This window comes from Bacillus cereus group sp. Bc061 (genome assembly GCF_027715825.1).
GTDB lineage: Bacteria > Bacillota > Bacilli > Bacillales > Bacillaceae_G > Bacillus_A > Bacillus_A paranthracis.
Genome location: NZ_JAQFTZ010000004.1, coordinates 132,536 through 153,678 on the forward strand (window position 1 = coordinate 132,536; position 21,143 = coordinate 153,678).

Sequence of the window (21,143 nt, forward strand, 5' to 3'; positions counted from 1 at the left end):
GTCTCCAATATACGTACTCTTCTTACTTAAACGATTTCATTTATTTAATTTTTTATACACAAAAAGGGAGTACTCATCCTATAGAAAGGACGGGTACTCCCGTGGTGCCACCTTAATTCGTTACGAACGTAACGCACTTTACCGTATCAAAAACAATACGTGTCTCTTGTATCGATGAGATCATGTCGCCAAAGCCTACTTCTTTCGTTTCGGTTTGGAAGCTCCGAAGCCCATTCCACATCAATTCCATACTGATTCGCACCAACCATCAGCTCTCTGACATGTTCATCATGTGTACTCTTCTTCATCAACGCTTGCATTTTTTTAAGTTGCACTCATTATAGACCTAACTTTTTTCACAAGTCAATACTTTTTAAAAAATTTTATTTTTCTCTCCTTTCAATATTATATTGACAAAACAACCTCTTTTTATGTAAATATAATAAATACTCTATTAAAAATAAGGTTTTTTGTATGAATATTATATATCAAAAAAGTAAAATGACATCAAAAAAACGCTTACATTTCTGAAAATTCATATTTCTGTATGGATTTTTCAGAATAATCATGATAGATTATAAAGTGAAACTTTAATCAGTGGGGATTTTGTTCATCCCCCACTGATTATTAGTTGAACCAATCGGGCATTTACGGGCAGTTGATCTCCCACCTAACTTCCTTGCCCAGCCGATTTTAAGGTGGGAGTTTTACTGCCCGTTAATGCGGGATAAATATGCATAACGCATCAAAAGACATGACAAAAGGAAGGGGAACTACATGAGTACGCAGATGTTAACTTTAACTTCTATCTCTATTTACATGCTCGGGATGTTAGTGATTGGCTATTTCGCCTATAAACGAACGTCCAACTTAACAGATTATATGCTTGGCGGGCGTACACTAGGCCCCGCAGTAACAGCATTAAGTGCTGGAGCATCCGATATGAGTGGTTGGCTTTTAATGGGCTTACCCGGTGCAATGTTTAGCGTTGGATTAAGTAGTAGTTGGATTGCGATCGGCCTAACACTAGGCGCATACGCAAACTGGCTATATGTCGCTCCTCGCTTACGTACCTACTCAGAAATTGCAAACAACTCTATTACTATCCCAGAATTTTTGGAACACCGATTCCAAGACAAATCCCATATGCTACGCTTAGTATCTGGGCTTGTTATTATGATTTTCTTTACTTTTTATGTAGCTTCAGGATTAGTTTCAGGCGCTGTATTATTTGAAAATTCATTTGGTATGAACTACCATGTTGGATTATTCATTGTTGCAGGCGTTGTTGTTGCTTACACGTTATTTGGTGGTTTCTTAGCAGTAAGTTGGACAGACTTCGTGCAAGGAATCATTATGGTAATTGCTCTTATTCTTGTTCCTACTGTTACAATTATGAATGTAAATGGGCTTGGTCCAGCATTTAGCACAATTAAATCAATTGATCCAACATTATTAGACATTTTTAAAGGCACTTCTGTATTAGGTATTATTTCATTATTCGCATGGGGCCTTGGTTATGTTGGACAACCACATATTATCGTACGATTTATGGCAATTTCTTCTGTAAAAGAAATTAAAAGTGCAAGACGAATTGGTATGAGCTGGATGATTTTCTCTGTTGTTGGAGCTATGTTTACTGGTCTTATCGGTATTGCATACTACTCAGACAAAGGATTAAAGCTATCCAATCCAGAGACAATTTTCCTTGAACTGGGAAAAATTTTATTCCACCCGCTTATTACTGGATTTTTATTAGCCGCTATTTTAGCAGCAATTATGAGTACAATCTCATCTCAGTTACTCGTTACTTCTAGTGCCATAACTGAAGACTTATATCGTACTTTCTTTAAACGTTCTGCTTCTGATAAAGAGCTTGTATTTGTCGGCCGTATGGCTGTACTTGTTATTGCATTAGTTGGATGTGCATTAGCGTTTAAACAAAATGATACGATTTTAGCTCTTGTTGGATACGCTTGGGCTGGATTTGGCTCTTCATTCGGACCTGCTATTTTATTAAGCTTATACTGGAAACGTATGACGAAGTGGGGCGCACTTGCTGGTATGATTTCTGGTGCCGCTACAGTCATTATTTGGACTCAATTCAAATTCTTAAAAGAATTCTTATATGAAATGATTCCTGGTTTCACTATTAGTTTACTAGTAATCGTAATTGTTAGTTTACTAACACAGCCTTCAAAAGAAATTGAAGAGCAATTTGAGAATTTCGAAAAACAACATAGTGATAATCTATAAAGGAAAAGCTCTGCTGTTATGATAGCAGAGCTTTCTTTTTATCCCGCTATTTGTTGGCAATAAGACTCACACCTCAAAATTCGGCGAATACGAAGGAGCTAGGTGGGAAATAACTGCCCGATTGGTAAAGAACTAATTAAATTTGCAATTTATCAATGTTCGACAATCTTCTGCTCGAATTTAACAATTTCTTTATGTTTCATTAAATTAAACGTAACACTACTCCTTTATAGTAGTACTATCAGCACTTATACAGAAAGGGGACTCCAACATGTTAGCAGCTTTCCAGCAACAACAAACACGAAAATTTTCACCTATCACCAATACTTCTGCGTCTTGTTTGAACATACAACCTAATCCACCTAAAATTTCAATCGCTCCTTCTGTTATTTCAGTCATCGGTGTTCATATGGAAAAAAATAAGTTGAAAATAAGAACTGGCCAAAGCACTGAGTTGTCCGCCACTGTTTTGCCAGTACAAGCAACCAATAACGAACTTATTTGGACAAATATGAATGCTGATGTTATCACACTGTATCCAAAAGGTGATACAGTAACGATTACTGGAAAAAGTGCAGGTAGAGCAGTCGTAATTGTTACAACTGCTGAAGGTAAGTTCAGGGACCTATGTATCATTCATGTACAACCTTATATGACAAACCCAAAGTAAAAGAGTGGCTATGAAGCCACTCTTTTACTTTATTTCAATGTGTGAATTTTTACTTGTAACGAGATTGATGAATTGCTCTTTATCTTTAGGAGAAATAATTTCTGTTTGATGTGATCCATAAACAATTTCAAGTCGATCAAATGATAAGGCATAAGCTGCTACTGGATTTTTCGTATTTGAAATCTTTTTTATATCTCGTATAAATATGCGCTTTTTCACGAAACCGGATCTAATAGTAATTGTTTCCTCTCCGACAATATATTTTGTTGAAAACCAACTCCAAATAAATACTATGGCTAATGGGATTGTGAAAAATAAAAGAAAATATTCTCTTCCTGCAAATATGGGAGCAAAACACGCTCCCATGACAACGAAAAAAATCGGATATAACCATGTATCTTTTTTTGATGGAAACTCCATTTCCCTCCCCCTTCTACGCCCGTATTTCTATAAAACAAAAAGAGAAGTATCACAACTTCTCTTTTCTCTCTTAACATTATAATTCCTGTGTATAAGCAGGCTCGTTTACGACATTTTTTGCTGTTCTTTTTTGTTGCTGCAATAAGAAAACAGATACACCAAACAATACGAGTATGCTACCGATCATTTGCATAGCATTTAATCTTTCCCCAAGTAAGAAGAACGCTAGTATTGATGCTCCAACTGGTTCCCCTAAAATACTCATCGAAATTGTTGTTGCATTTACGTAGTTTAATAACCAATTATTAATGACGTGTGACACTGTCGGCACGACCGCAAGTAAAAGAAAAACGGTCCAATCCCACTTTGTATAACCTGTAAAAGGCACTTGCAATACTATATTATAAATTCCCATAAAAATACCTGCGAATGCAAAGACTGTAAAGCTGTAAATCCAGTGTGATACTTTCTTTACTGTCGTTTGCCCGATAAATAAATAACCGACAACTGCTATTACACTTAAAAAGGATAATATATCTCCATAAATTGCTTGTTTACTTAGTCCTAAATCTCCCCAACCAATACACACTACACCTAATATCGCAATTCCCATTGTCGCAATGGCTGAGTATGTTGTTCTTTCTTTAAATAAGAAAAAACCTCCAACTAAAGATACGATTGGTTGAAGCGCTAAAATAATCGTCGAACTCGCAACTGTTGTATGCTTTAAAGATTCAAACCATAAAAGAAAATGAAGTGCTAAAAAGAAACCAGATCCAATTAAAAATCCCCAATCTTTTATTTGAATCTTACTAAACTCTTCCCGTTTTTTCCAAACGATAGGCAGCATAAGAAGTACGATAATCCATAATCGATACATACTTAATATGGAAGATGGTGCTGAGGACATCTTTACAAAAACTGCTGCGAATGAAATGGCTATAATGGAAATGGCTAATGGTAGTGCGATTGATCTTTCTTGTTTCAAATTCCGTCTCCCCTCTCACCTGTCAAAAATCCCACTTCATTATATCCGTTTTCTTTCCTAACTTAAATACTAATTTTTTAGATTCTTCGTACCATTATGGTAAAATAGAAACGAAAGCACCTATTAGTGAATATTTCTTTCTTTTTCACTACAAGCGTCGCTCTTACAATTATTACAGTAAATTTTTATTTAGGGGGATCTACATGAATCAAACAATTGGGAGAATTGAAGAGATTTCATTTTATAGTGCATCACTTCAAGAAGATGTTACACTTCTCGTTTACTTACCGGTAAATTACACACCGCTGCACAAACATACAGTTGTCATTGCACAAGATGGCAGAGATTATTTTCAGCTTGGGAAAGCACACCGTGTAATTGAGCGCCTTCGTGAAACTGAAGAAATTGACCGTACAATTATTGTCGGTATTCCATATAAAAATGTACACGATCGTAAAGAAAAATATTTCCCAAACGAAGTAAAAAACGCTGCTTATATTCGTTTCCTTGCTCATGAACTTGCGCCATATATCGATGAAAATTATCCAACGTACCAAATGGGAAAAGGTCGCGTGCTAATTGGAGATTCTCTTGGCGGAACAGTTTCCTTTATGACTGCACTTATGTATCCGCATACATTCGGTAAAGTCGTTATGCAATCACCATTTGTGGATGAAACAGTAATGAACTTAGCAAAAGACTTCAAAAATCCGGAGGCGCTAGAGCTTTATCACGTTATTGGGACAGAAGAAACAGCTGTAAAGCGCACGGATGGACAAGTATCTGATTTCGTAGGGCCGAACCGTGAGCTTAATACGCTTCTGACAGATAGAAATTTCATCACGCATTACGAGGAGTTTGAAGGTAATCATACGTGGAAATATTGGCAAACTGATTTACCGAAAGCTTTCTCTCATATGCTATCAATGAAATAATAGAGAGCAGTATTCAGAATAATTTGATATAATAGATTAAGAGAGTTATTTTCTCAAAATCTAACTAGACTTACAAAGGGAGGAATTGGAACATGAAATTAGGCATTGTAATTTTTCCATCTAAAATGATTCAAGATAAAGCGAACGGATTGCGTAAACGTTATGATCCGCACTACGCATTAGTTCCGCCACATATTACATTGAAAACACCCTTTGAGACGCAAGATGAACAATTAGAATCGATTGTAAACGAGTTACATACAATCGCAAGTAAAACGAACCCTTTCACCCTTCATGTTGGAAAAGTTGGTTCATTCGCACCTGTTAATAATGTTATTTATTTTAAAGTAGAAAAAACACCTGAACTTACTTTCTTAAATGAGGAAATGCATAGCGGATTCTTTACACAAGAACGCGAATACGCTTTTGTACCTCATTTAACAATTGGACAAGGCTTATCAGATGCAGAGCATGCTGATGTACTAGGTCGATTACGTATGAAAGATTTCTATTACGAACAACCAATTGACCGCTTCCACCTTCTATATCAATTAGAAAACGGAACATGGACTGTACACGAAACATTCCGCCTTGGAAAGGGGAACAACTAATTTGCATGCACAGATCGTACAAACGGACGAACAACTAAGAGATGCATTCTCTGTACGTAAGCAAGTATTTGTGAAGGAACAGCAAGTTTCTGCCGAAGAAGAGTATGATGAGTTTGAAGAAACTTCCATACACGTCGTTATATATGATAATGATGTTCCCGTTGGTGCTGGGCGTTTTCGCACCATTGATGGAATAGGAAAAATGGAACGCATTTGCGTACTAGCTTCCCATCGAAAAAAAGGCATCGGAAAAATTGTTATGAATGCACTTGAAGCATATGCGAAGGAAAACTCGCTACCAAAATTGAAGCTGCATGCTCAAACACATGCAGAAGATTTCTATAAGAAACTTGGATATGTAACGAATTCTGATGTATTTATGGAAGCAAATATTCCTCACATCGTTATGATAAAAGAATTGTAATTTGAAAACAGGAGGTATCCCCTCCTGTTTTTTACATTGCTATTTTCTTTTTCTTCCGCTAAAGTTAAATGTTGATGCTATAGTTTTGAAGGTGAATATATGACACAAGAAAAATTTTCACAAAAATCATTAACGCACGCTGATATCCCACGTGCAACATATCATATTCCGAAAACATCTACCCATTTAATTATGGAAGAAGATGCAGATGCGGCGTATTTCCGCGCTCTCGAACAGCAAAATGTATTTTTAAACGAAAAACAATTAGAGGCTGTACGAACGACAGAAGGCCCTGTTCTTACACTGGCTGGTGCTGGAAGCGGGAAAACATCTGTTTTAACAACTCGCGTCGGTTATTTAGTAAATGTAAAACAAGTTCATCCGCGAAATATTTTATTACTTACATTTACACAAAAAGCGGCTGAAGAAATCCGAAATCGTGTAGCGAATTTACCGGGTATGAATCATGCGGCAAGTAGCTACGTTGTTGCCGGTACATTCCACTCTGTCTTTTTAAAATTGCTTCGTAGTCAAGGATATAATCAGCAAATTTTAGCAAACGAAAAACATAAACAAATTATGATAAAGAAAATTTTAAAAGAATTGCGTTTAAAAGACGATTATGATGCTGAAACGATGCTCGCGATGATTTCACTTGAGAAAAACAAATTAAATCGTCCGAAAGATGTAAAAGCAAAAACACCCGTTGAACAAGAATTTAAAGAAGTATACGAGCGTTTTGAAGAAGTGAAACAACGATATAATTATATTGATTTCGATGACATCTTATTAGAAACATATTATATGTTAGAAAATAACGCTCCTTTGCTTACCCAATTACAACAACGTTTCCACTATATTGAAGTAGATGAGTTCCAAGATACATCGTATGCTCAATATGAAATTGTAAAATTGTTAGCTTCGCCAAGAAATAATTTATTTATCGCAGGTGATGACGATCAAGCGATATACGGTTGGCGAGGAGCAAGTCACCAAATTATTTTATCTTTTCCAAAAGAATTTGATAACACTACGATTATCGCCCTTAATACGAATTATCGATCCAATCCTTTTATTGTCGGACTTGGAAATGAAGTTATCAAACTAAATCAAGAACGGTTTGATAAAGAGCTATATTCTGTTCGTGAAGAAGGTGTACAACCTTTTTACGCAAGACCGGCTACGACTCTTGATGAAGCAAATCAAATTTTGCAGCTCATTCAAGAAAAGGTAGATAGCGGTGAACGAAACTATAAAGATTTTTGTTTACTATATCGCACACATTCCGTCAGTCGTTCGTTACTTGATCAGCTTACCATTCATAAAATCCCGTTCATTAAACATGGTGCGAGTCAGTCATTTTATGAACATTCGTTAATTAAGCCTGTATTGGATCATTTACGACTCGTAATTGAACCATTTCGATTGGAATCACTTTCAAACATATTGCCAACGATGTATATCGGGCGTGATGATTGTATTTCATTTATTGAACGTGAACAATGGAAATATGGTGAAGGTCGTTTTCCTTCTCTTCTTCATTTCTTATTATTAAATCCTAGCTTAAAACCTTTTCAAGTGAAAAAGGTAAATGAGCGTATCGATTTTATTAAATTTATAAAAGAATTAGAACCGAAAAAAGCTTTAAAAGAAATTATTCATGGTAAAGGAAAGTATTTAGAGTACTTACAAAGTAACGATCGTTCTTCCTTTACGATGCATAAAGATATACAAGAAGAAATGTTAGAAGAATTAATGGAGTCAGCAAATCGTTTCACCGACATTCCAGCTTATTTACAATTTATTGATGAAGCCATTCAAGGGCAAAAAGAAATGGAAGCATTAAAAACAATGCCGCAAAAAGATGCTGTTTCGCTTATGTCTATTCATAACGCAAAAGGTCTTGAATTTCCATGTGTCTTTTTACTTGGAGCGAGCGATGGTATTCTGCCCCATACTTCTTCTTTAAAAGATGCAAATGATCGTGTTACAGAGACTTCTGAGGCTTTAGAAGAAGAACGCCGACTGCTTTATGTCGCGATTACACGTGCAAAAGAAGAACTATACATTTCCTCTCCGCAATTTTTCAGAGGAAAAAAATTAGATATATCTCGTTTTTTGTATACTGTGCGAAAAGATTTACCTGAAAAGACATCCACTCAATAAGGATGTCTTTTTTTTATATTGCATTATGTACATCCCTCCTATATAAATTCCCTGTTTTCATCATGATAATTAACGTAATATCAATCATATCCCGTTCATATTGTAATAGTGTATGTCAGAACTCACGAGAAGGAGTGAACATAATGAGTTGCAATTGTAACGAAGATCATCAACATGATTTTGATTTCAACTGTGTATCTAATGTCGTTCGTTTTATACATGAACTACAAGAATGTGCAACGACAACATGCGGATCTGGTTGCGAGGTTCCATTTTTAGGAGCACATAATAGCGCATCCGTAGCAAATACGCGTCCTTTTATTTTATACACAAAAGCTGGAGTACCTTTTGAAGCATTCGCGCCATCTGCAAGCCTTACTAGCTGCCGCTCTCCAATTTTCCGTGTCGAGAGTATAGATGATGATGATTGTGCTGTATTGCGTGTATTAAGTGTCGTATTAGGTGATACCTCTCCTGTACCACCTACTGACGATCCAATCTGTACGTTTTTGGCTGTACCAAATGCAAGATTAATATCGACTAACACTTGTATTACTGTTGATTTAAGTTGCTTCTGCGCTATTCAATGCTTACGTGATGTTACGATTTAAAACTAAATAATGAGTTAAGCATGGATTGGGTGGCAGAATTATCTGCCACCCAATCCATGCTTAACGAGTATTATTATGTAAATTTCTTAAAATTGGGAACTTGTCTAGAACATAGAACCTGTCCTTTTCATTAACTGAAAGTAGAAACAGATAAAGGAGTGAAAAACATGTTCTCTTCTGATTGCGAATTTACGAAAATTGATTGCGAGGCAAAACCAGCTAGTACACTACCTGCCTTCGGTTTTGCTTTCAACGCGTCTGCACCTCAGTTCGCTTCACTATTTACACCACTACTATTACCTAGCGTAAGCCCCAATCCAAATATTCCTGTTCCTGTAATAAATGATACAGTAAGTGTCGGAGATGGCATTCGAATTCTACGAGCTGGTATTTATCAAATCAGTTATACATTAACAATTAGTCTTGATAACGTACCTACTGCACCAGAAGCTGGTCGTTTCTTCTTATCATTAGGTACACCAGCTAACATTATTCCTGGATCAGGTACAGCGGTTCGTTCTAACGTTATTGGTACTGGTGAAGTAGACGTATCCAGCGGTGTTATTCTTATTAACTTAAACCCTGGTGACTTAATTCAAATTGTACCAGTCGAGTTAATTGGAACTGTAGACATCCGTGCTGCAGCATTAACAGTTGCACAAATTAGCTAGTAAAAAGCGGTATTTCTAATACAGAAATACCGCTTTTTTATATGTATAATAAAAAACACTCACAGTAACATGAGTGTTTCATTCTTCATAGTGTTTTATTGTGTTCTTTTTTTTTCCACAATTACATCCCTTTTTCTTCACAAATCCTTGTTGCTGTAATTGTTCTTGATATGCCTGTTGTTGTGCTTGGTGTTGTTGCTGCATGTGATACCATTGCTGCAGGTCATATGAATTTTGCCTTGGATTATTGCTCACAGCAAACATCTCCTCTACTGTCAATTCTGTCTATTTACTATATGAACAACTCTTTATTTCCGTTCCCTCATTCTTTTAAACTCCGCTTTTTCTCGTATTATGGAAATATATTATTCTCCCATAAAATATCCTGTAATCGTTTCAATGATTGCTGCTGCTCCTGCAATAGCTAATAATGCAAGTAACGGCTCTGCAACGATCGGAATCCAATTATATAAGACTAATAAAAAAGCACTAACCCATACACCTGTACACCAATAACAGCTTAATAATTCGCCAACCCACTTTCTTAATCCTTTACCTTTTACTTTTGTAAAAGTTGATACACTTCCATCCGGCTCTGTAATTTCTAATTCATCAATAAATGGTCTTCGCAAAAAGCCTGTAATTTTATCATAAACAATTAAACGAGTGAGCCTAAAAGCAGCTAACGCGAAAATAAAAAATAAAAGCCAACTTGTAAACAGCATAATTCCACCTTCCCTTATCTTCTTTCGCCTATTTAAAAAAAAAGGTCTTGAGATTGTGACCAAATCTCCTCGACTCCAATATCTTATTAATGTAAATACAAACAAGAAGATAAGGAGTGACATTAATGAGTTGTAACGAAAATAAACACCATGGCTCTTCTCATTGTGTAGTTGACGTTGTAAAATTCATCAATGAATTACAAGATTGTTCTACAACAACGTGTGGATCTGGTTGTGAAATTCCATTTTTAGGTGCACACAATACTGCATCAGTAGCAAATACACGTCCTTTTATTTTATACACAAAAGCTGGAGTACCTTTTGAAGCATTTGCACCATCATCAAGCCTTACTAGCTGCCGATCTCCAATTTTCCGTGTGGAAAGCGTAGATGATGATAGCTGTGCTGTGCTACGTGTATTAAGTGTAGTATTAGGTGACGGTACTCCGGTACCACCTACTGACGATCCAATTTGTACGTTTTTAGCTGTACCAAATGCAAGACTAGTATCGACATCTACTTGTATTACTGTTGATTTAAGCTGTTTCTGTGCGATTCAATGCTTACGCGACGTTACTATCTAATAAGTGAAGTAAACTAAAAAACTATTGAGGTGGTAGAAGGTTTCTACCACCTTTACATATTTAAAAGCCGGCCATATCAATCGATTTTATCTCCTCTATAGATAACCTAATATCTCTCATACTATTTGGCGGCATAATGGCTACAATTCCATTACGATACGAGATGATTGATCCAACATATGAGACTGTAGCTGTTTTTATTCTGCACCTTACTTTCGGAATATAATGAGGGCGATTTAATAAAAAATGAATTTTCTCTTCATTATTCATATCCTTAAATGATTTATTATACGGGACAGTTCTCACTGGTTCTTTCTGTTTCTGTTCCAGTTCCTCTTCTTCTTCTATTTTCTCTTCTACTTGTTGCTCTTTTTGCTCTTGTTGCTCTTCTATTACCTCTTCCACCGCACTACTTACAACATTTTCGTTTCTATTACTTTCCTCTTTTTGATCCTCATTTTCAAAGTTTGTTAAAATAATTCTTTTTATTTTCGGTGCAGCAAGTTCCAAACTTACTTGCGCAATATATAACAACGGTTTTCCAACTGTTGAACTTTTATTTTTATTCTTCACACTCGTCCCTCCCACTTCCATACGTAGCTGAATAAATCGTGTACTATTATACTTATATTCATAACGTGGTAAGAACTTTCGTTAAAAATCGTTCTTTCTAAGAACAAATAAAAAGGACAATCTCAACATGTAGAGATTGTCCTTTAAAATTAATATTATATTTATCCTAAGATATGATACCCTGAATCAACGTGAATGTTTTCTCCTGTTACGCCGCGTGCTAAATCACTGAATAAGAATACTGCTGTATCCCCAACTTCTTCTTGCGTTGTTGTACGACGAAGTGGTGCGCGCTCCTCAATTTCTCTTAAGATTGAGTTAAAGTCGCCTACACCTTTTGCAGATAACGTACGAATTGGACCTGCAGAAATAGCGTTAACGCGAATGCCATGTTGACCTAAATCGTTAGCTAAATATTTCACGCTCGCTTCTAATGAAGCTTTTGCTACACCCATAACGTTATAGTTTTTCACAACGCGCTCGCCGCCAAGATATGTTAACGTTAAAATATTTCCGCCTTCTGTCATTACTTTCTTCGCTTCTCTTGCTACAGCTGTTAAAGAGAATGCACTAATATTTTGTGCAAGTAAAAATCCATCGCGAGAAGTATCTACAAATTCACCTTTTAAGTCGTCACGATTTGCAAAAGCAATACAATGTGCTACACCGTGAATTGTACCAACTTCTTGTTTGATTGTTTCAAAGCAAGCTGTAAGTTCTTCATCATTTGTTACATCACAAGGTAATACAAGTGACTCTTGTCCTTCTAATGTATCCGCTAATTCACGAACGTTTCTCTCTAAACGTTCTCCTGCATATGTGAAGATTAATTTTGCACCTGCATTATGCAAAGAGCGAGCAATTCCCCATGCAATACTTCTTTGGTTCGCAACGCCCATAACAACAAATGTTTTCCCTTGTAATAGTTCCATGATATATCCTCCCAGAAATACTTATACTTGTTATTAGTACCTGATACTATAATTATAGTAACATAAAACCTCTTAAAGGCAAACAAAAAAGTCATTAACTGAAAATTGTTAATGACTTTTTGTTTCTATAAAAAAACGCTCTAATCCTTCTTCCCAAGAAGGCATTTGTAAAAAACCATTTAATCGCAGCATGTTGTGTTGGAAAATAGAATATTTCGGCCTTGCTGCTGCAGCCCCAAATTCTTCGGTTGAAAGAGGTAACACATTCACTTTCATATTCGCATACGAAAATATTTTCTTTGCAAATTCAAACCAAGAACATGATCCTCTATTGGATACATGATACGTACCGTATAAAGAAGTATGGATGAGCTTATTAATCATTACATTTAAATCCGCCACATACGTAGGAGAACCGATTTGATCCGCTACAACAGATACTTCTTCTCTTTCTTTCCCTAATCGCATCATCGTTTTCACAAAATTATTTCCATACTTACCATACAACCATGATGTACGAACGATAAAGTATTTATTATGTAACTCTTTGACGAACTGCTCTCCCGCATATTTAGAAGCCCCGTATATATTTATCGGCGCCGGATTATGAAATTCATCGTACCCTTCCGGTCTATCACCTTGAAATACATAATCCGTACTAATATAAACTAACTTTGCCTCCACTAATTGTGAGGCAACTGCTACATTTCGAGCCCCTATTGCATTTATTCTATAAGCAAGATCTCGTTCTTTCTCAGCTTGATCAACCTTCGTATACGCTGCACAATGAATAATGATATGTGGCCTTATTTTTTGTACCACTTGCTGCACTTTGGATATATTTGTTATATCTAGTAACTTTTTATCAAATGGATATATGTCATATTCTTCAGGATTTAACTCTTCTTGTAGTTGCTTTCCCAATTGACCATTTGCTCCTGTTATGATAATCCGTTCTCTCATTTATATGCCCCTTACTTTTTTAATGGTTTCCACCATTCCTCATTCTTCTCATACCATTGCACCGTTTCTTGTAACCCTTGCTCAAACGTATACTTCGGTTCCCAATCAAATTCATTCTTCATTTTCTCTGCATCAATCGCATAACGGCGGTCGTGTCCTAAACGATCTGTCACATATTCAATATCCTTTTCCGTTTTTCCTAAGAGAGTAATAATTTGTTCCACAACATCTATATTTGTTTTTTCATTATTTCCACCTATATTATATACTTCTCCTATACGTCCCTTATGCAAAACAACGTCAATCGCACGACAATGATCCGTTACATGTAACCAATCTCTTACATTTAATCCATCGCCATATAACGGTAATTTTTTTCCTTCGAGCGCATTCGTAACCATTAACGGAATTAATTTTTCAGGATATTGATACGGCCCGTAGTTATTGGAACAACGCGTTACTATAACTGGTAATTGATATGTTTTATAATAAGATAAAGCTATCATATCGGCGCTCGCTTTGCTTGAAGAATATGGACTATTTGGAGCTAACGGGGTTTCCTCGGTAAATCGCCCTGTTTTTCCTAAAGAGCCATACACCTCATCCGTTGATACTTGCACGAGTTTAATATGCGGATATTTTTTTACTAATTCTAATAAGGTGACTGTCCCAATTACATTTGTATCATAAAAAGGAAGCGGATTTTCAATACTACGGTCCACATGTGATTCAGCTGCGAAATTGACAATGACTTGCACATCACGTTCCTTAATAACATGCTCCAGCAGCTCTCCATTTTGAATTTCACCTTTTACAAAATAGTAATTCGGATGATCTTGAATAGACTTTACATTATTTAAGTTTCCACTATATGTTAATGCATCGAAATTAATAATTTTATATGTTTCATAGCTTTGTAACATATAATGCACAAAATTACTTCCAATAAATCCGGCCCCACCTGTTACTAATATATTCATACACAACTCTCCTACTCAAAAACTATCTTCACATTCCTGAAGCGATGGTAATATTCGATCTTTATCAGACAAAATAGGGCTTGTTACCGGCCATGGAATTGCTAAGTCTTTATCATTCCAAAGTACCCCTGAGTCATGATTAGCACTATAATACTCATCTACTTTATACATAACAATAGTATGCGGGACAAGTGTACAAAAACCATGTGCAAATCCTTTTGGCACTAATAATTGCCGATGATTATCCGCGCTTAAAATATATCCTCTCCATTGTTTAAAAGTTGGTGAATCTTTTCGCAAATCAACGATAACGTCATAAATTGCTCCTTGCATAACTTGAATAAGTTTCGTTTGTGCTTTCGGATTTTTTTGAAAGTGTAACCCCCGAATCGTTCCCGCTTCTGTCGAATACGAAACATTATCCTGTACAAATGAATACGTAACTCCTAATGTTTCTAGCACCTTCTTATTATAACTTTCAGTAAAAAAGCCACGCTCATCTCCAAATAACCTCGGTTCTAACAATTTTGCGTCGGTAAAGTTTGTTTCTATAACTTCCATATTCTCACCTATTCTCCGTTAAACTGTTTACCAAAGTTTATATCCCGCGCTAACATATTCGCCCTTTGAAGAGAAACATGAGTTCCTGCATCAGTCCACCAACCGCTCATTTCATTATAAGTAAGTACCTCACGTTTTAAATACCAATTATTGATATCTGTAATTTCAAGCTCTCCCCTTGCGGAAGGTTTTAATTCTTTTATATAAGAAAAGACTTTCGAATCATACAAATAAATTCCTGTGACTGCATAGGAACTTTTCGGCTCTTTCGGCTTTTCTTCAATTTCAATTATTTTGCCGCTTTGAATATTTGCTACGCCAAATCTCTCCGGATCATCTACAGATTGCAGCAGTACTTTCGCACCTTCTTTTTGATTTGCAAACTCTTCAACATACGGACGAATATCATCCGAAAAAATATTATCACCTAATATAACTACCATGCGATCATTCCCAACGAAATCTTCACAAAGCCCTAATGCTTGCGCAATTCCACCAGCCTTATCTTGCACACGATACGTAAAGGACACGCCAAACTCTTGACCGCTTCCTAAAAAACTAACAACATCTCCCATATGCTCTTTACCTGTAATAATCATAATATCTGTAATCTCGCATTGTTTTAGCTTATATACCGCATGATAAATCATTGGATAGCGTCCAACAGGAAGCAAATGTTTATTCGTTACTTTCGTTATTGGGTATAACCTCGATCCAGTACCGCCTGCTAAAATAATCCCTTTCACTCTGCATCTCTCCCTTATGATGGAGATAATATATCTTTATACTGTTCTACAAACACTTTTCGATCTTTCTCATATGTATCCGCATCAAATTCATCTCCGTTATAATGAATACACCATAAATTTGATTGATTTGGGATACCAATTAAATAACCAGCCCTTTGAAACTCTAAAGACTGTGATACATCATAAAAGTGGAACCCTTGAAACAAATCTTCTCGCCACGGAATATCATACTGCGTTGCCATGAATAAGCCATCAATTGCCTGCACCGACATAAAAGATTGGCTTCCATAAAACCCCTGATCTAAATTTAATAGTTGATAATTCCGTCTTCTATACTCAATCACTTTCCCTACTAAATTTTTCCCTTCCCACCATATCCCGTTACTCGGTAAAAATTGGGCTCCAGCTACTCCAATTAAGCCGAGCTTTTCATTATCTTTAAACAGAGAAATAAGTGTATAAAACATCTCTCGATTAATAAGATAAGTGTCCTGATGTATATAAACCTTATACTTCGCGGGATATGAAAGCGCTCGGTTATATGCGCTTGCCATACTTTTCGCATCTCGTATCGGAAAAATTTGCACGACATAATCAGGGGGAACAAAAAGGTTTCTTATTTGTCTCTCGCATTGTTCAAATAGCTCTTCATTATTTACACAAACAACAACTAATATTGTACGATCCTTCATTTTGTAGCCCCTCTATTCGTCTTGATTTACATCTGACATATAGTTCTCCACAAATATCTTTCTATACTTGTCATAGTTGGTCATATTTACATCAATATGATAGTGAATGCACCACGCATCACGCTGTACAGGAACCCCAACTGTATAGCCAGCTTTTCTAAATTCAAATGACTGAGATACATCATAATAGTCAAACCCATCAAACAAGTCTTCTCGCCACGGAATATCGTATTGCGTTGCCATCAATAAACCGTCTATACATTCCACAGGCATAAATGTTTTTGACTCATGGTACGGTTGTTCTTGCGTTGCCATATAAAATAAATCGTTCATATAACCAATTACTTTCCCAACAACTCCCTTGCCTTCATTCCATATCCCGTTTGGAGGAACATACTGGGCTCCAATCATTCCAATCATTCCAAGATGTTCATGTTCGTTAAATAATTGAAGTAATCCGTATAAAAATGCCACATTCATAATGAAAACATCTTGGTGTATATATACTTTATATTTCGCTGGATGCGAAATCGCTTGATTATATCCGCTCGTCATACTTTTCGCATTCCGAATTGGCATAAATTGTACAATATATCCTGGAGGCACTGCCAATCTCAATATATGCCGTACACACTGTGCATACATTTTCCGATCATTTATACACGTAACAAATAATATTGTTTTTTCACCAGCACTCATAACTGTGATTTTTCTGCTTCAATAATATACTGAAATACGACCGTCTCAGCCATGAAGCCACTTCCAAGACGATATTTCTTACAAATTCCATATAACTCCTCAATTAACGGTTCATACACTTTATGATCAATATATACACGATCTACTTTACTAATTGAATAGCCTGCTTTTAAAAACATTCGGAGCATTTCATTAAATGTAAAGAAACGAATATGCGTTTTATCTAATAAACCATATTCTGTATACGTCCAATTTCCAGCAAGTAACGGTGCTAATACTGAAATGTGAGCAACGTTTGGTATACTTGCTAAAATCACACCATTTTCTTTTATATATGGCTTTACTTTTTCTATTACAGCCCAAGGATCAAATAAATGCTCTAATACGTCACCAAATATAACGCAATCAAATTGCTCCTCCTCGTACGGCATATCCATTGTTTCTATATCGCCTAAAACGACATGATCTAGTTTTTCTTTTGCTTGTTCTGCCGCCTCTGGGAATGCCTCAATTCCAGATACACGTGTGCCATTTTCTTTTATGGCAGCTCCCAATGCACCACTCGAGCAACCGATATCAAGAACTTCTTTCCATTCCTTTTTTATATGCTTTAATAAATTCGGATTCACTGCATTATAATAATGCCCAGACTTTTCTTCGTATAAAGAATTTTTTGGGGAATTCATTTTACACACTCCTTATGCAAATTGAATTTGAAATATAAATCTCATTTAAAGTCTATAAATGTAACCTGTACTAGTTACATTGCCGATACTTTACTATATAGCCAATCTATTAGAGTTAGAATCGCGATGAGCCATTTCTAAAAAAAGCTGCCTATAACGATTTATATTGTTTATCAAAAACACTCCGAAAATATTTGCGGTTATATTCGATTGCAGCATTATTTGGAACATAAGCAGCCGCTAATTCGTTGTAATAATAAGCTTTGTCTTGATCTCCTAACTTGCTATAACAAATACACATTTGTAAATAGGGAAGCCATGTGTAGCTCGCTGGACTATGAAATGGACTCTCCGTCGCCATTGGTACTTCCGTTGCAAGTTTAAACCAAAATATCGCTTCGTTATATTTTTGTTGTTCCATATATATATATCCTATTCTTGTACAATTCTCCCCTCTAGGAACATCATATCGAAACGACTTCACGCAAGATTCAATTGCCTTTTCCCATGATCCAAGCTTTGCATAGCAATCTCCTAACTTACCACATGCATAAATTTTCTCTTCATACCATCCTTCATCTTGATTAAGAAATGTTTCATATAGCATAACTGCATCATCATATTTTTGGTTATCCATAGATTCATTAGCGTAATAAAATAAATCTCTCGGACTCAATTCTTCTCCTGCAGCTACAGCATTTTGAAAAATTTTCAAATTACGATTTGTTACCTTTTTTTCTTTTTTATGTGTAATAGCAACATTACTACTAAAAGTTTCACCAGAAATAGCTAAATACTCATGAACCTTTCCAAACCATTGAAATTGTTTTTCACGCTTTACAAGTCGATTTCTTTTTGTACAATATAAAGGTTTCCCGCTAGAATCCAATGCAAGATGATACGGCATCGAAACAGCATCAATTTTAGGATCTAATTCTCTTTTTAAAAGTTTCAATGCTTCTTGAGCATCTTCTAATAATACGTCATCTGCATCTAGCCACAATATATATTCTTGCGTTGCTTTTGAAAAAGAAAAATTTCTTGCTGCTGCAAAATCATTAATCCATGGAAAGTCATATATGTTAGAGGTATATTGAGCTACAATTTCTTTCGTTCGATCAATGGAACCTGTATCAACTATAATAATTTCATCAACAATTTTTTCGACTGCATCTAAACATCGACCTATTGTATCTTCCTCATCTCGAACAATCATACATAAACTAATTGTAATTCCTTGCTTGTTCAACATAATCACCCTCTTCCAAATCAATCATATGTTATACATACAATAAACTTTCCACTTTTTTAACTTGCACAAGCAGTTTAAGATTTCTTTTCAATAATTCAAATGTCCGTGTCATTTTCTTTCGGTTTTGCATCTACTATATAATGAACGCTTTATGGAGGTGAATTTATGTCAAATAATAATTATTCAGATGGATTGAATCCCGATGAATCTTTATCAGCTAGTGCATTTGACCCTAATCTTGTAGGACCAACATTACCACCAATACCACCGTTTACCCTTCCGACTGGGCCAACTGGACCGACTGGACCAACTGGGCCGACTGGGCCAACTGTACCAACTGGGCCAACTGGGCCAACTGGACCGACTGGACCGACTGGGCCAACTGGTACAACTGGTACAACTGGACCAACTGGTGCTACTGGACCGACTGGGCCAACTGGTACAACTGGTACGACTGGACCAACTGGGCCAACTGGAGACACTGGTGCTACTGGATTAACTGGGCCAACTGGAGATACTGGACCAACTGGACTGACTGGGCCGACTGGTGCTACCGGACTGACTGGGCCGACTGGTGCTACCGGACTGACTGGGCCAACTGGGCCATCCGGGCTAGGACTTCCAGCAGGACTATATGCATTTAACTCCGGTGGGATTTCTTTAGATCTAGGAATTAATGATCCACTACCATTTAATACTGTTGGATCTCAGTTTGGTACAGCAATTTCTCAATTAGATGCTGATACTTTCGTAATTAGTGAAACTGGATTCTATAAAATTACTGTTATCGCTAATACTGCAACAGTCAGTGCATTAGGAGGTCTTACAATCCAAGTGAATGGAGTACCTGTACCAGGTACTGGATCAAGTTTAATCTCACTTGGAGCACCTATCGTTATTCAAGCAATTACGCAAATTACGACAACTCCATCATTAGTTGAAGTAATTGTTACAGGGCTTGGATTATCATTAGCTCTTGGTACGAGTGCATCCATTATTATTGAAAAAATCGCTTAAATTTTTACTTAGCAGTAAAACTGATATCAGTTTTACTGCTTTTTCATTGGTAAATTCAATCATTAAATCCTTCTTTTCTACATAGTCATAATGTTGTATGACATTCTTCAGGAGGCACTTATATGGAAAATAAATCGGCTGTCCAGCTTTATCTCGAGTTATTAAAGAAAACAATTTTATTTGAAATATGGTTGGAATACGAACCATACTTACCTGCTTCGTTACATATTTCTAAAGAACTATCATATGAACCAGTTACGGTTCCCCTTCCTTTATTTCTTAAGCAGTATATAGAAAATCACAATTTAAAAATCGTTAATCCTAACGTTTCAAACAATGAGCGTCAAGGTGGCAAGGATTGGCCAAGAGCTGCACATAGTATGGTTGGGCGAAAACGTATGAATCAATTACAAGAGGCGATGGAAACTGTAGTCAGGGAAAATATAGAAGGTGATTTTATTGAAACTGGTGTATGGCGCGGAGGATCATGCATTTTTATGAATGGGTTTTTACAAGCAAACAACATTAAGGATCGTACTGTATGGGTTGCCGATTCGTTTGAAGGTCTGCCCGCACCTAACTTAGAACAATATCCGAAAGATTACGGTGATTATTTGCACACATTCGATTACTTACGAGTTTCTTTAGAAACAGTGCAAGAAAACTTTAGAAAATATGATTTATTAAATGATCAGGTGAAATTTTTAAAGGGTTGGTTTAAAGATACATTGCCTTCAGCACCGATAGAAAAAATTGCAATTGCACGCCTTGATGGTGATATGTATGAATCAACGATGGATAGTCTTGTAAATTTATACGATAAAGTTTCAATAGGTGGCTTTATTATTATTGATGATTATGGACTGATAACATGCGCAGAGGCTGTAACAGATTTCAGAAGTGAAAGAAACATAAAAACTCCTATGACTCAAATCGATGATTTCGGTATTTTTTGGAGAAAAGAATAGAATAAAAAAA

The 21,143-nt window shown here is 36.2% G+C and carries 25 protein-coding genes and 2 other annotated features (1 of these 27 cut by a window edge); of the genes, 11 read left to right on the forward strand and 14 right to left on the reverse strand.

The features are described 5' to 3' along the window. Positions 1 to 40: a binding site (T-box leader), on the reverse strand (it extends 205 nt beyond the left edge of the window). A gap of 42 nt (positions 41 to 82) precedes the next feature. Further along, positions 83 to 320 (reverse strand) — a binding site (T-box leader). 457 nt (positions 321 to 777) lie between these two features. Next, entirely contained in the window at positions 778 to 2,256 is a 1,479-nt protein-coding gene (gene putP, locus PDQ40_RS16875; protein WP_000107220.1) for a sodium/proline symporter PutP, read from the forward strand. 271 nt (positions 2,257 to 2,527) lie between these two features. Beyond that, positions 2,528 to 2,926 (forward strand): Ig-like domain-containing protein, encoded by a 399-nt coding sequence (locus PDQ40_RS16880; protein ID WP_000878719.1) that lies wholly within the window; start codon positions 2,528 to 2,530, stop codon positions 2,924 to 2,926. Positions 2,927 to 2,950: 24 nt separating this feature from the next. On the opposite strand, the gene PDQ40_RS16885 is transcribed toward PDQ40_RS16880, so the two are convergent. Both PDQ40_RS16885 and PDQ40_RS16890 read right to left on the reverse strand, forming a co-directional pair. Beyond that, positions 2,951 to 3,346 (reverse strand): PH domain-containing protein, encoded by a 396-nt coding sequence (locus tag PDQ40_RS16885; protein WP_000395648.1) that lies wholly within the window; start codon positions 3,344 to 3,346, stop codon positions 2,951 to 2,953. A gap of 76 nt (positions 3,347 to 3,422) precedes the next feature. After that, the gene (locus PDQ40_RS16890) at positions 3,423 to 4,334 is read right to left on the reverse strand and encodes a DMT family transporter (protein ID WP_000808261.1); all 912 of its coding nucleotides are present in this window, start codon (positions 4,332 to 4,334) and stop codon (positions 3,423 to 3,425) included. 203 nt (positions 4,335 to 4,537) lie between these two features. Here PDQ40_RS16890 and PDQ40_RS16895 point away from each other — a divergent pair, with 203 nt between their 5' ends. The 6 genes from PDQ40_RS16895 (at position 4,538) to exsF (ending at position 9,752) form a co-directional block, all read left to right on the forward strand. After that, positions 4,538 to 5,269, forward strand: a complete 732-nt coding sequence (locus PDQ40_RS16895) for an alpha/beta hydrolase (RefSeq protein WP_001076848.1) — start codon at positions 4,538 to 4,540, stop codon at positions 5,267 to 5,269. Between the two features lie 92 nt (positions 5,270 to 5,361). Next, a complete protein-coding gene (locus PDQ40_RS16900) occupies positions 5,362 to 5,880 on the forward strand; it encodes a YjcG family protein (protein ID WP_000765876.1) in 519 nt (172 codons plus the stop codon). 1 nt (position 5,881) lies between these two features. Then, positions 5,882 to 6,304 carry a GNAT family N-acetyltransferase gene (locus PDQ40_RS16905; RefSeq protein WP_000543279.1) on the forward strand — a complete coding sequence of 141 codons (423 nt, stop codon included), beginning with the start codon at positions 5,882 to 5,884 and terminating at the stop codon, positions 6,302 to 6,304. A gap of 99 nt (positions 6,305 to 6,403) precedes the next feature. Continuing rightward, positions 6,404 to 8,470, forward strand: coding sequence for an ATP-dependent helicase (locus PDQ40_RS16910; protein WP_270691530.1), 2,067 nt, complete (start codon positions 6,404 to 6,406; stop codon positions 8,468 to 8,470). 143 nt (positions 8,471 to 8,613) lie between these two features. Next, the gene (gene cotY, locus PDQ40_RS16915) at positions 8,614 to 9,081 is read left to right on the forward strand and encodes a spore coat protein CotY (protein ID WP_001277716.1); all 468 of its coding nucleotides are present in this window, start codon (positions 8,614 to 8,616) and stop codon (positions 9,079 to 9,081) included. A gap of 167 nt (positions 9,082 to 9,248) precedes the next feature. After that, entirely contained in the window at positions 9,249 to 9,752 is a 504-nt protein-coding gene (gene exsF / locus PDQ40_RS16920) for an exosporium protein ExsF (RefSeq protein ID WP_000492931.1), read from the forward strand. Positions 9,753 to 9,830: 78 nt separating this feature from the next. Here the strand turns inward: exsF and PDQ40_RS16925 are convergent, their stop codons facing one another. Then, positions 9,831 to 10,016 (reverse strand): hypothetical protein, encoded by a 186-nt coding sequence (locus PDQ40_RS16925; RefSeq protein ID WP_011181560.1) that lies wholly within the window; start codon positions 10,014 to 10,016, stop codon positions 9,831 to 9,833. A 101-nt stretch (positions 10,017 to 10,117) separates the two neighbouring features. Further along, complete coding sequence (locus PDQ40_RS16930) at positions 10,118 to 10,477, reverse strand: DUF1360 domain-containing protein (protein ID WP_000899670.1); 360 nt, start codon at positions 10,475 to 10,477, stop codon at positions 10,118 to 10,120. A gap of 125 nt (positions 10,478 to 10,602) precedes the next feature. Between PDQ40_RS16930 and exsY the strand changes: the two genes are divergently transcribed. Further along, positions 10,603 to 11,061, forward strand: a complete 459-nt coding sequence (gene exsY, locus PDQ40_RS16935; protein WP_001277736.1) for an exosporium assembly protein ExsY — start codon at positions 10,603 to 10,605, stop codon at positions 11,059 to 11,061. A gap of 60 nt (positions 11,062 to 11,121) precedes the next feature. Here exsY and PDQ40_RS16940 read toward each other — a convergent pair whose 3' ends face one another. The 10 genes from PDQ40_RS16940 to PDQ40_RS16985 form a co-directional block, all read right to left on the reverse strand. After that, on the reverse strand, positions 11,122 to 11,655 hold the full coding sequence (locus PDQ40_RS16940; protein ID WP_074532198.1) for a spore coat CotO family protein: 534 nt from the start codon (positions 11,653 to 11,655) through the stop codon (positions 11,122 to 11,124). A 140-nt stretch (positions 11,656 to 11,795) separates the two neighbouring features. Continuing rightward, positions 11,796 to 12,566, reverse strand: coding sequence for an enoyl-ACP reductase FabI (fabI, locus tag PDQ40_RS16945; protein WP_000421886.1), 771 nt, complete (start codon positions 12,564 to 12,566; stop codon positions 11,796 to 11,798). Positions 12,567 to 12,674: 108 nt separating this feature from the next. Continuing rightward, positions 12,675 to 13,529, reverse strand: coding sequence for a dTDP-4-dehydrorhamnose reductase (gene rfbD, locus PDQ40_RS16950; protein WP_001209176.1), 855 nt, complete (start codon positions 13,527 to 13,529; stop codon positions 12,675 to 12,677). Between the two features lie 11 nt (positions 13,530 to 13,540). After that, positions 13,541 to 14,509, reverse strand: coding sequence for a dTDP-glucose 4,6-dehydratase (gene rfbB, locus PDQ40_RS16955; protein WP_001024147.1), 969 nt, complete (start codon positions 14,507 to 14,509; stop codon positions 13,541 to 13,543). A gap of 15 nt (positions 14,510 to 14,524) precedes the next feature. Further along, positions 14,525 to 15,070, reverse strand: coding sequence for a dTDP-4-dehydrorhamnose 3,5-epimerase (rfbC, locus tag PDQ40_RS16960; RefSeq protein WP_000451992.1), 546 nt, complete (start codon positions 15,068 to 15,070; stop codon positions 14,525 to 14,527). A gap of 8 nt (positions 15,071 to 15,078) precedes the next feature. Continuing rightward, complete coding sequence (locus tag PDQ40_RS16965; protein ID WP_270691531.1) at positions 15,079 to 15,816, reverse strand: sugar phosphate nucleotidyltransferase; 738 nt, start codon at positions 15,814 to 15,816, stop codon at positions 15,079 to 15,081. A 14-nt stretch (positions 15,817 to 15,830) separates the two neighbouring features. Then, positions 15,831 to 16,511, reverse strand: a complete 681-nt coding sequence (locus PDQ40_RS16970) for a glycosyltransferase family protein (protein ID WP_000654997.1) — start codon at positions 16,509 to 16,511, stop codon at positions 15,831 to 15,833. A 12-nt stretch (positions 16,512 to 16,523) separates the two neighbouring features. Beyond that, complete coding sequence (locus PDQ40_RS16975) at positions 16,524 to 17,210, reverse strand: glycosyltransferase family protein (RefSeq protein WP_001272381.1); 687 nt, start codon at positions 17,208 to 17,210, stop codon at positions 16,524 to 16,526. Beyond that, the gene (locus tag PDQ40_RS16980; protein ID WP_001087862.1) at positions 17,207 to 17,896 is read right to left on the reverse strand and encodes a class I SAM-dependent methyltransferase; all 690 of its coding nucleotides are present in this window, start codon (positions 17,894 to 17,896) and stop codon (positions 17,207 to 17,209) included. Before PDQ40_RS16980 ends, PDQ40_RS16975 begins: the two co-directional genes overlap by 4 nt. A gap of 151 nt (positions 17,897 to 18,047) precedes the next feature. After that, positions 18,048 to 19,148 (reverse strand): glycosyltransferase, encoded by a 1,101-nt coding sequence (locus PDQ40_RS16985; protein WP_000932900.1) that lies wholly within the window; start codon positions 19,146 to 19,148, stop codon positions 18,048 to 18,050. Positions 19,149 to 19,313: 165 nt separating this feature from the next. On the opposite strand from PDQ40_RS16985, the gene PDQ40_RS16990 reads away from it, so the two are divergent. After that, positions 19,314 to 20,165: a BclA C-terminal domain-containing protein gene (locus PDQ40_RS16990; RefSeq protein ID WP_048557233.1), complete on the forward strand. Its 852-nt coding sequence runs from the start codon at positions 19,314 to 19,316 to the stop codon at positions 20,163 to 20,165. Positions 20,166 to 20,287: 122 nt separating this feature from the next. After that, positions 20,288 to 21,133 carry a TylF/MycF family methyltransferase gene (locus PDQ40_RS16995; protein ID WP_000428847.1) on the forward strand — a complete coding sequence of 282 codons (846 nt, stop codon included), beginning with the start codon at positions 20,288 to 20,290 and terminating at the stop codon, positions 21,131 to 21,133. Positions 21,134 to 21,143: the final 10 nt, after the last annotated feature.

Coding starts and splice junctions, on each gene's coding strand:
- putP (WP_000107220.1), top strand. CDS start 778: ATGAGTACGCAGATGTTAACTTTAACTTCTATCTCTATTTACATGCTC.
- PDQ40_RS16880 (WP_000878719.1), top strand. CDS start 2,528: ATGTTAGCAGCTTTCCAGCAACAACAAACACGAAAATTTTCACCTATC.
- PDQ40_RS16885 (WP_000395648.1), bottom strand. CDS start 3,346: ATGGAGTTTCCATCAAAAAAAGATACATGGTTATATCCGATTTTTTTC.
- PDQ40_RS16895 (WP_001076848.1), top strand. CDS start 4,538: ATGAATCAAACAATTGGGAGAATTGAAGAGATTTCATTTTATAGTGCA.
- PDQ40_RS16900 (WP_000765876.1), top strand. CDS start 5,362: ATGAAATTAGGCATTGTAATTTTTCCATCTAAAATGATTCAAGATAAA.
- PDQ40_RS16910 (WP_270691530.1), top strand. CDS start 6,404: ATGACACAAGAAAAATTTTCACAAAAATCATTAACGCACGCTGATATC.
- cotY (WP_001277716.1), top strand. CDS start 8,614: ATGAGTTGCAATTGTAACGAAGATCATCAACATGATTTTGATTTCAAC.
- exsF (WP_000492931.1), top strand. CDS start 9,249: ATGTTCTCTTCTGATTGCGAATTTACGAAAATTGATTGCGAGGCAAAA.
- PDQ40_RS16925 (WP_011181560.1), bottom strand. CDS start 10,016: ATGTTTGCTGTGAGCAATAATCCAAGGCAAAATTCATATGACCTGCAG.
- PDQ40_RS16930 (WP_000899670.1), bottom strand. CDS start 10,477: ATGCTGTTTACAAGTTGGCTTTTATTTTTTATTTTCGCGTTAGCTGCT.
- exsY (WP_001277736.1), top strand. CDS start 10,603: ATGAGTTGTAACGAAAATAAACACCATGGCTCTTCTCATTGTGTAGTT.
- PDQ40_RS16940 (WP_074532198.1), bottom strand. CDS start 11,655: ATGGAAGTGGGAGGGACGAGTGTGAAGAATAAAAATAAAAGTTCAACA.
- fabI (WP_000421886.1), bottom strand. CDS start 12,566: ATGGAACTATTACAAGGGAAAACATTTGTTGTTATGGGCGTTGCGAAC.
- rfbD (WP_001209176.1), bottom strand. CDS start 13,529: ATGAGAGAACGGATTATCATAACAGGAGCAAATGGTCAATTGGGAAAG.
- rfbB (WP_001024147.1), bottom strand. CDS start 14,509: ATGAATATATTAGTAACAGGTGGGGCCGGATTTATTGGAAGTAATTTT.
- rfbC (WP_000451992.1), bottom strand. CDS start 15,070: ATGGAAGTTATAGAAACAAACTTTACCGACGCAAAATTGTTAGAACCG.
- PDQ40_RS16970 (WP_000654997.1), bottom strand. CDS start 16,511: ATGAAGGATCGTACAATATTAGTTGTTGTTTGTGTAAATAATGAAGAG.
- PDQ40_RS16975 (WP_001272381.1), bottom strand. CDS start 17,210: ATGAGTGCTGGTGAAAAAACAATATTATTTGTTACGTGTATAAATGAT.
- PDQ40_RS16980 (WP_001087862.1), bottom strand. CDS start 17,896: ATGAATTCCCCAAAAAATTCTTTATACGAAGAAAAGTCTGGGCATTAT.
- PDQ40_RS16985 (WP_000932900.1), bottom strand. CDS start 19,148: ATGTTGAACAAGCAAGGAATTACAATTAGTTTATGTATGATTGTTCGA.
- PDQ40_RS16990 (WP_048557233.1), top strand. CDS start 19,314: ATGTCAAATAATAATTATTCAGATGGATTGAATCCCGATGAATCTTTA.
- PDQ40_RS16995 (WP_000428847.1), top strand. CDS start 20,288: ATGGAAAATAAATCGGCTGTCCAGCTTTATCTCGAGTTATTAAAGAAA.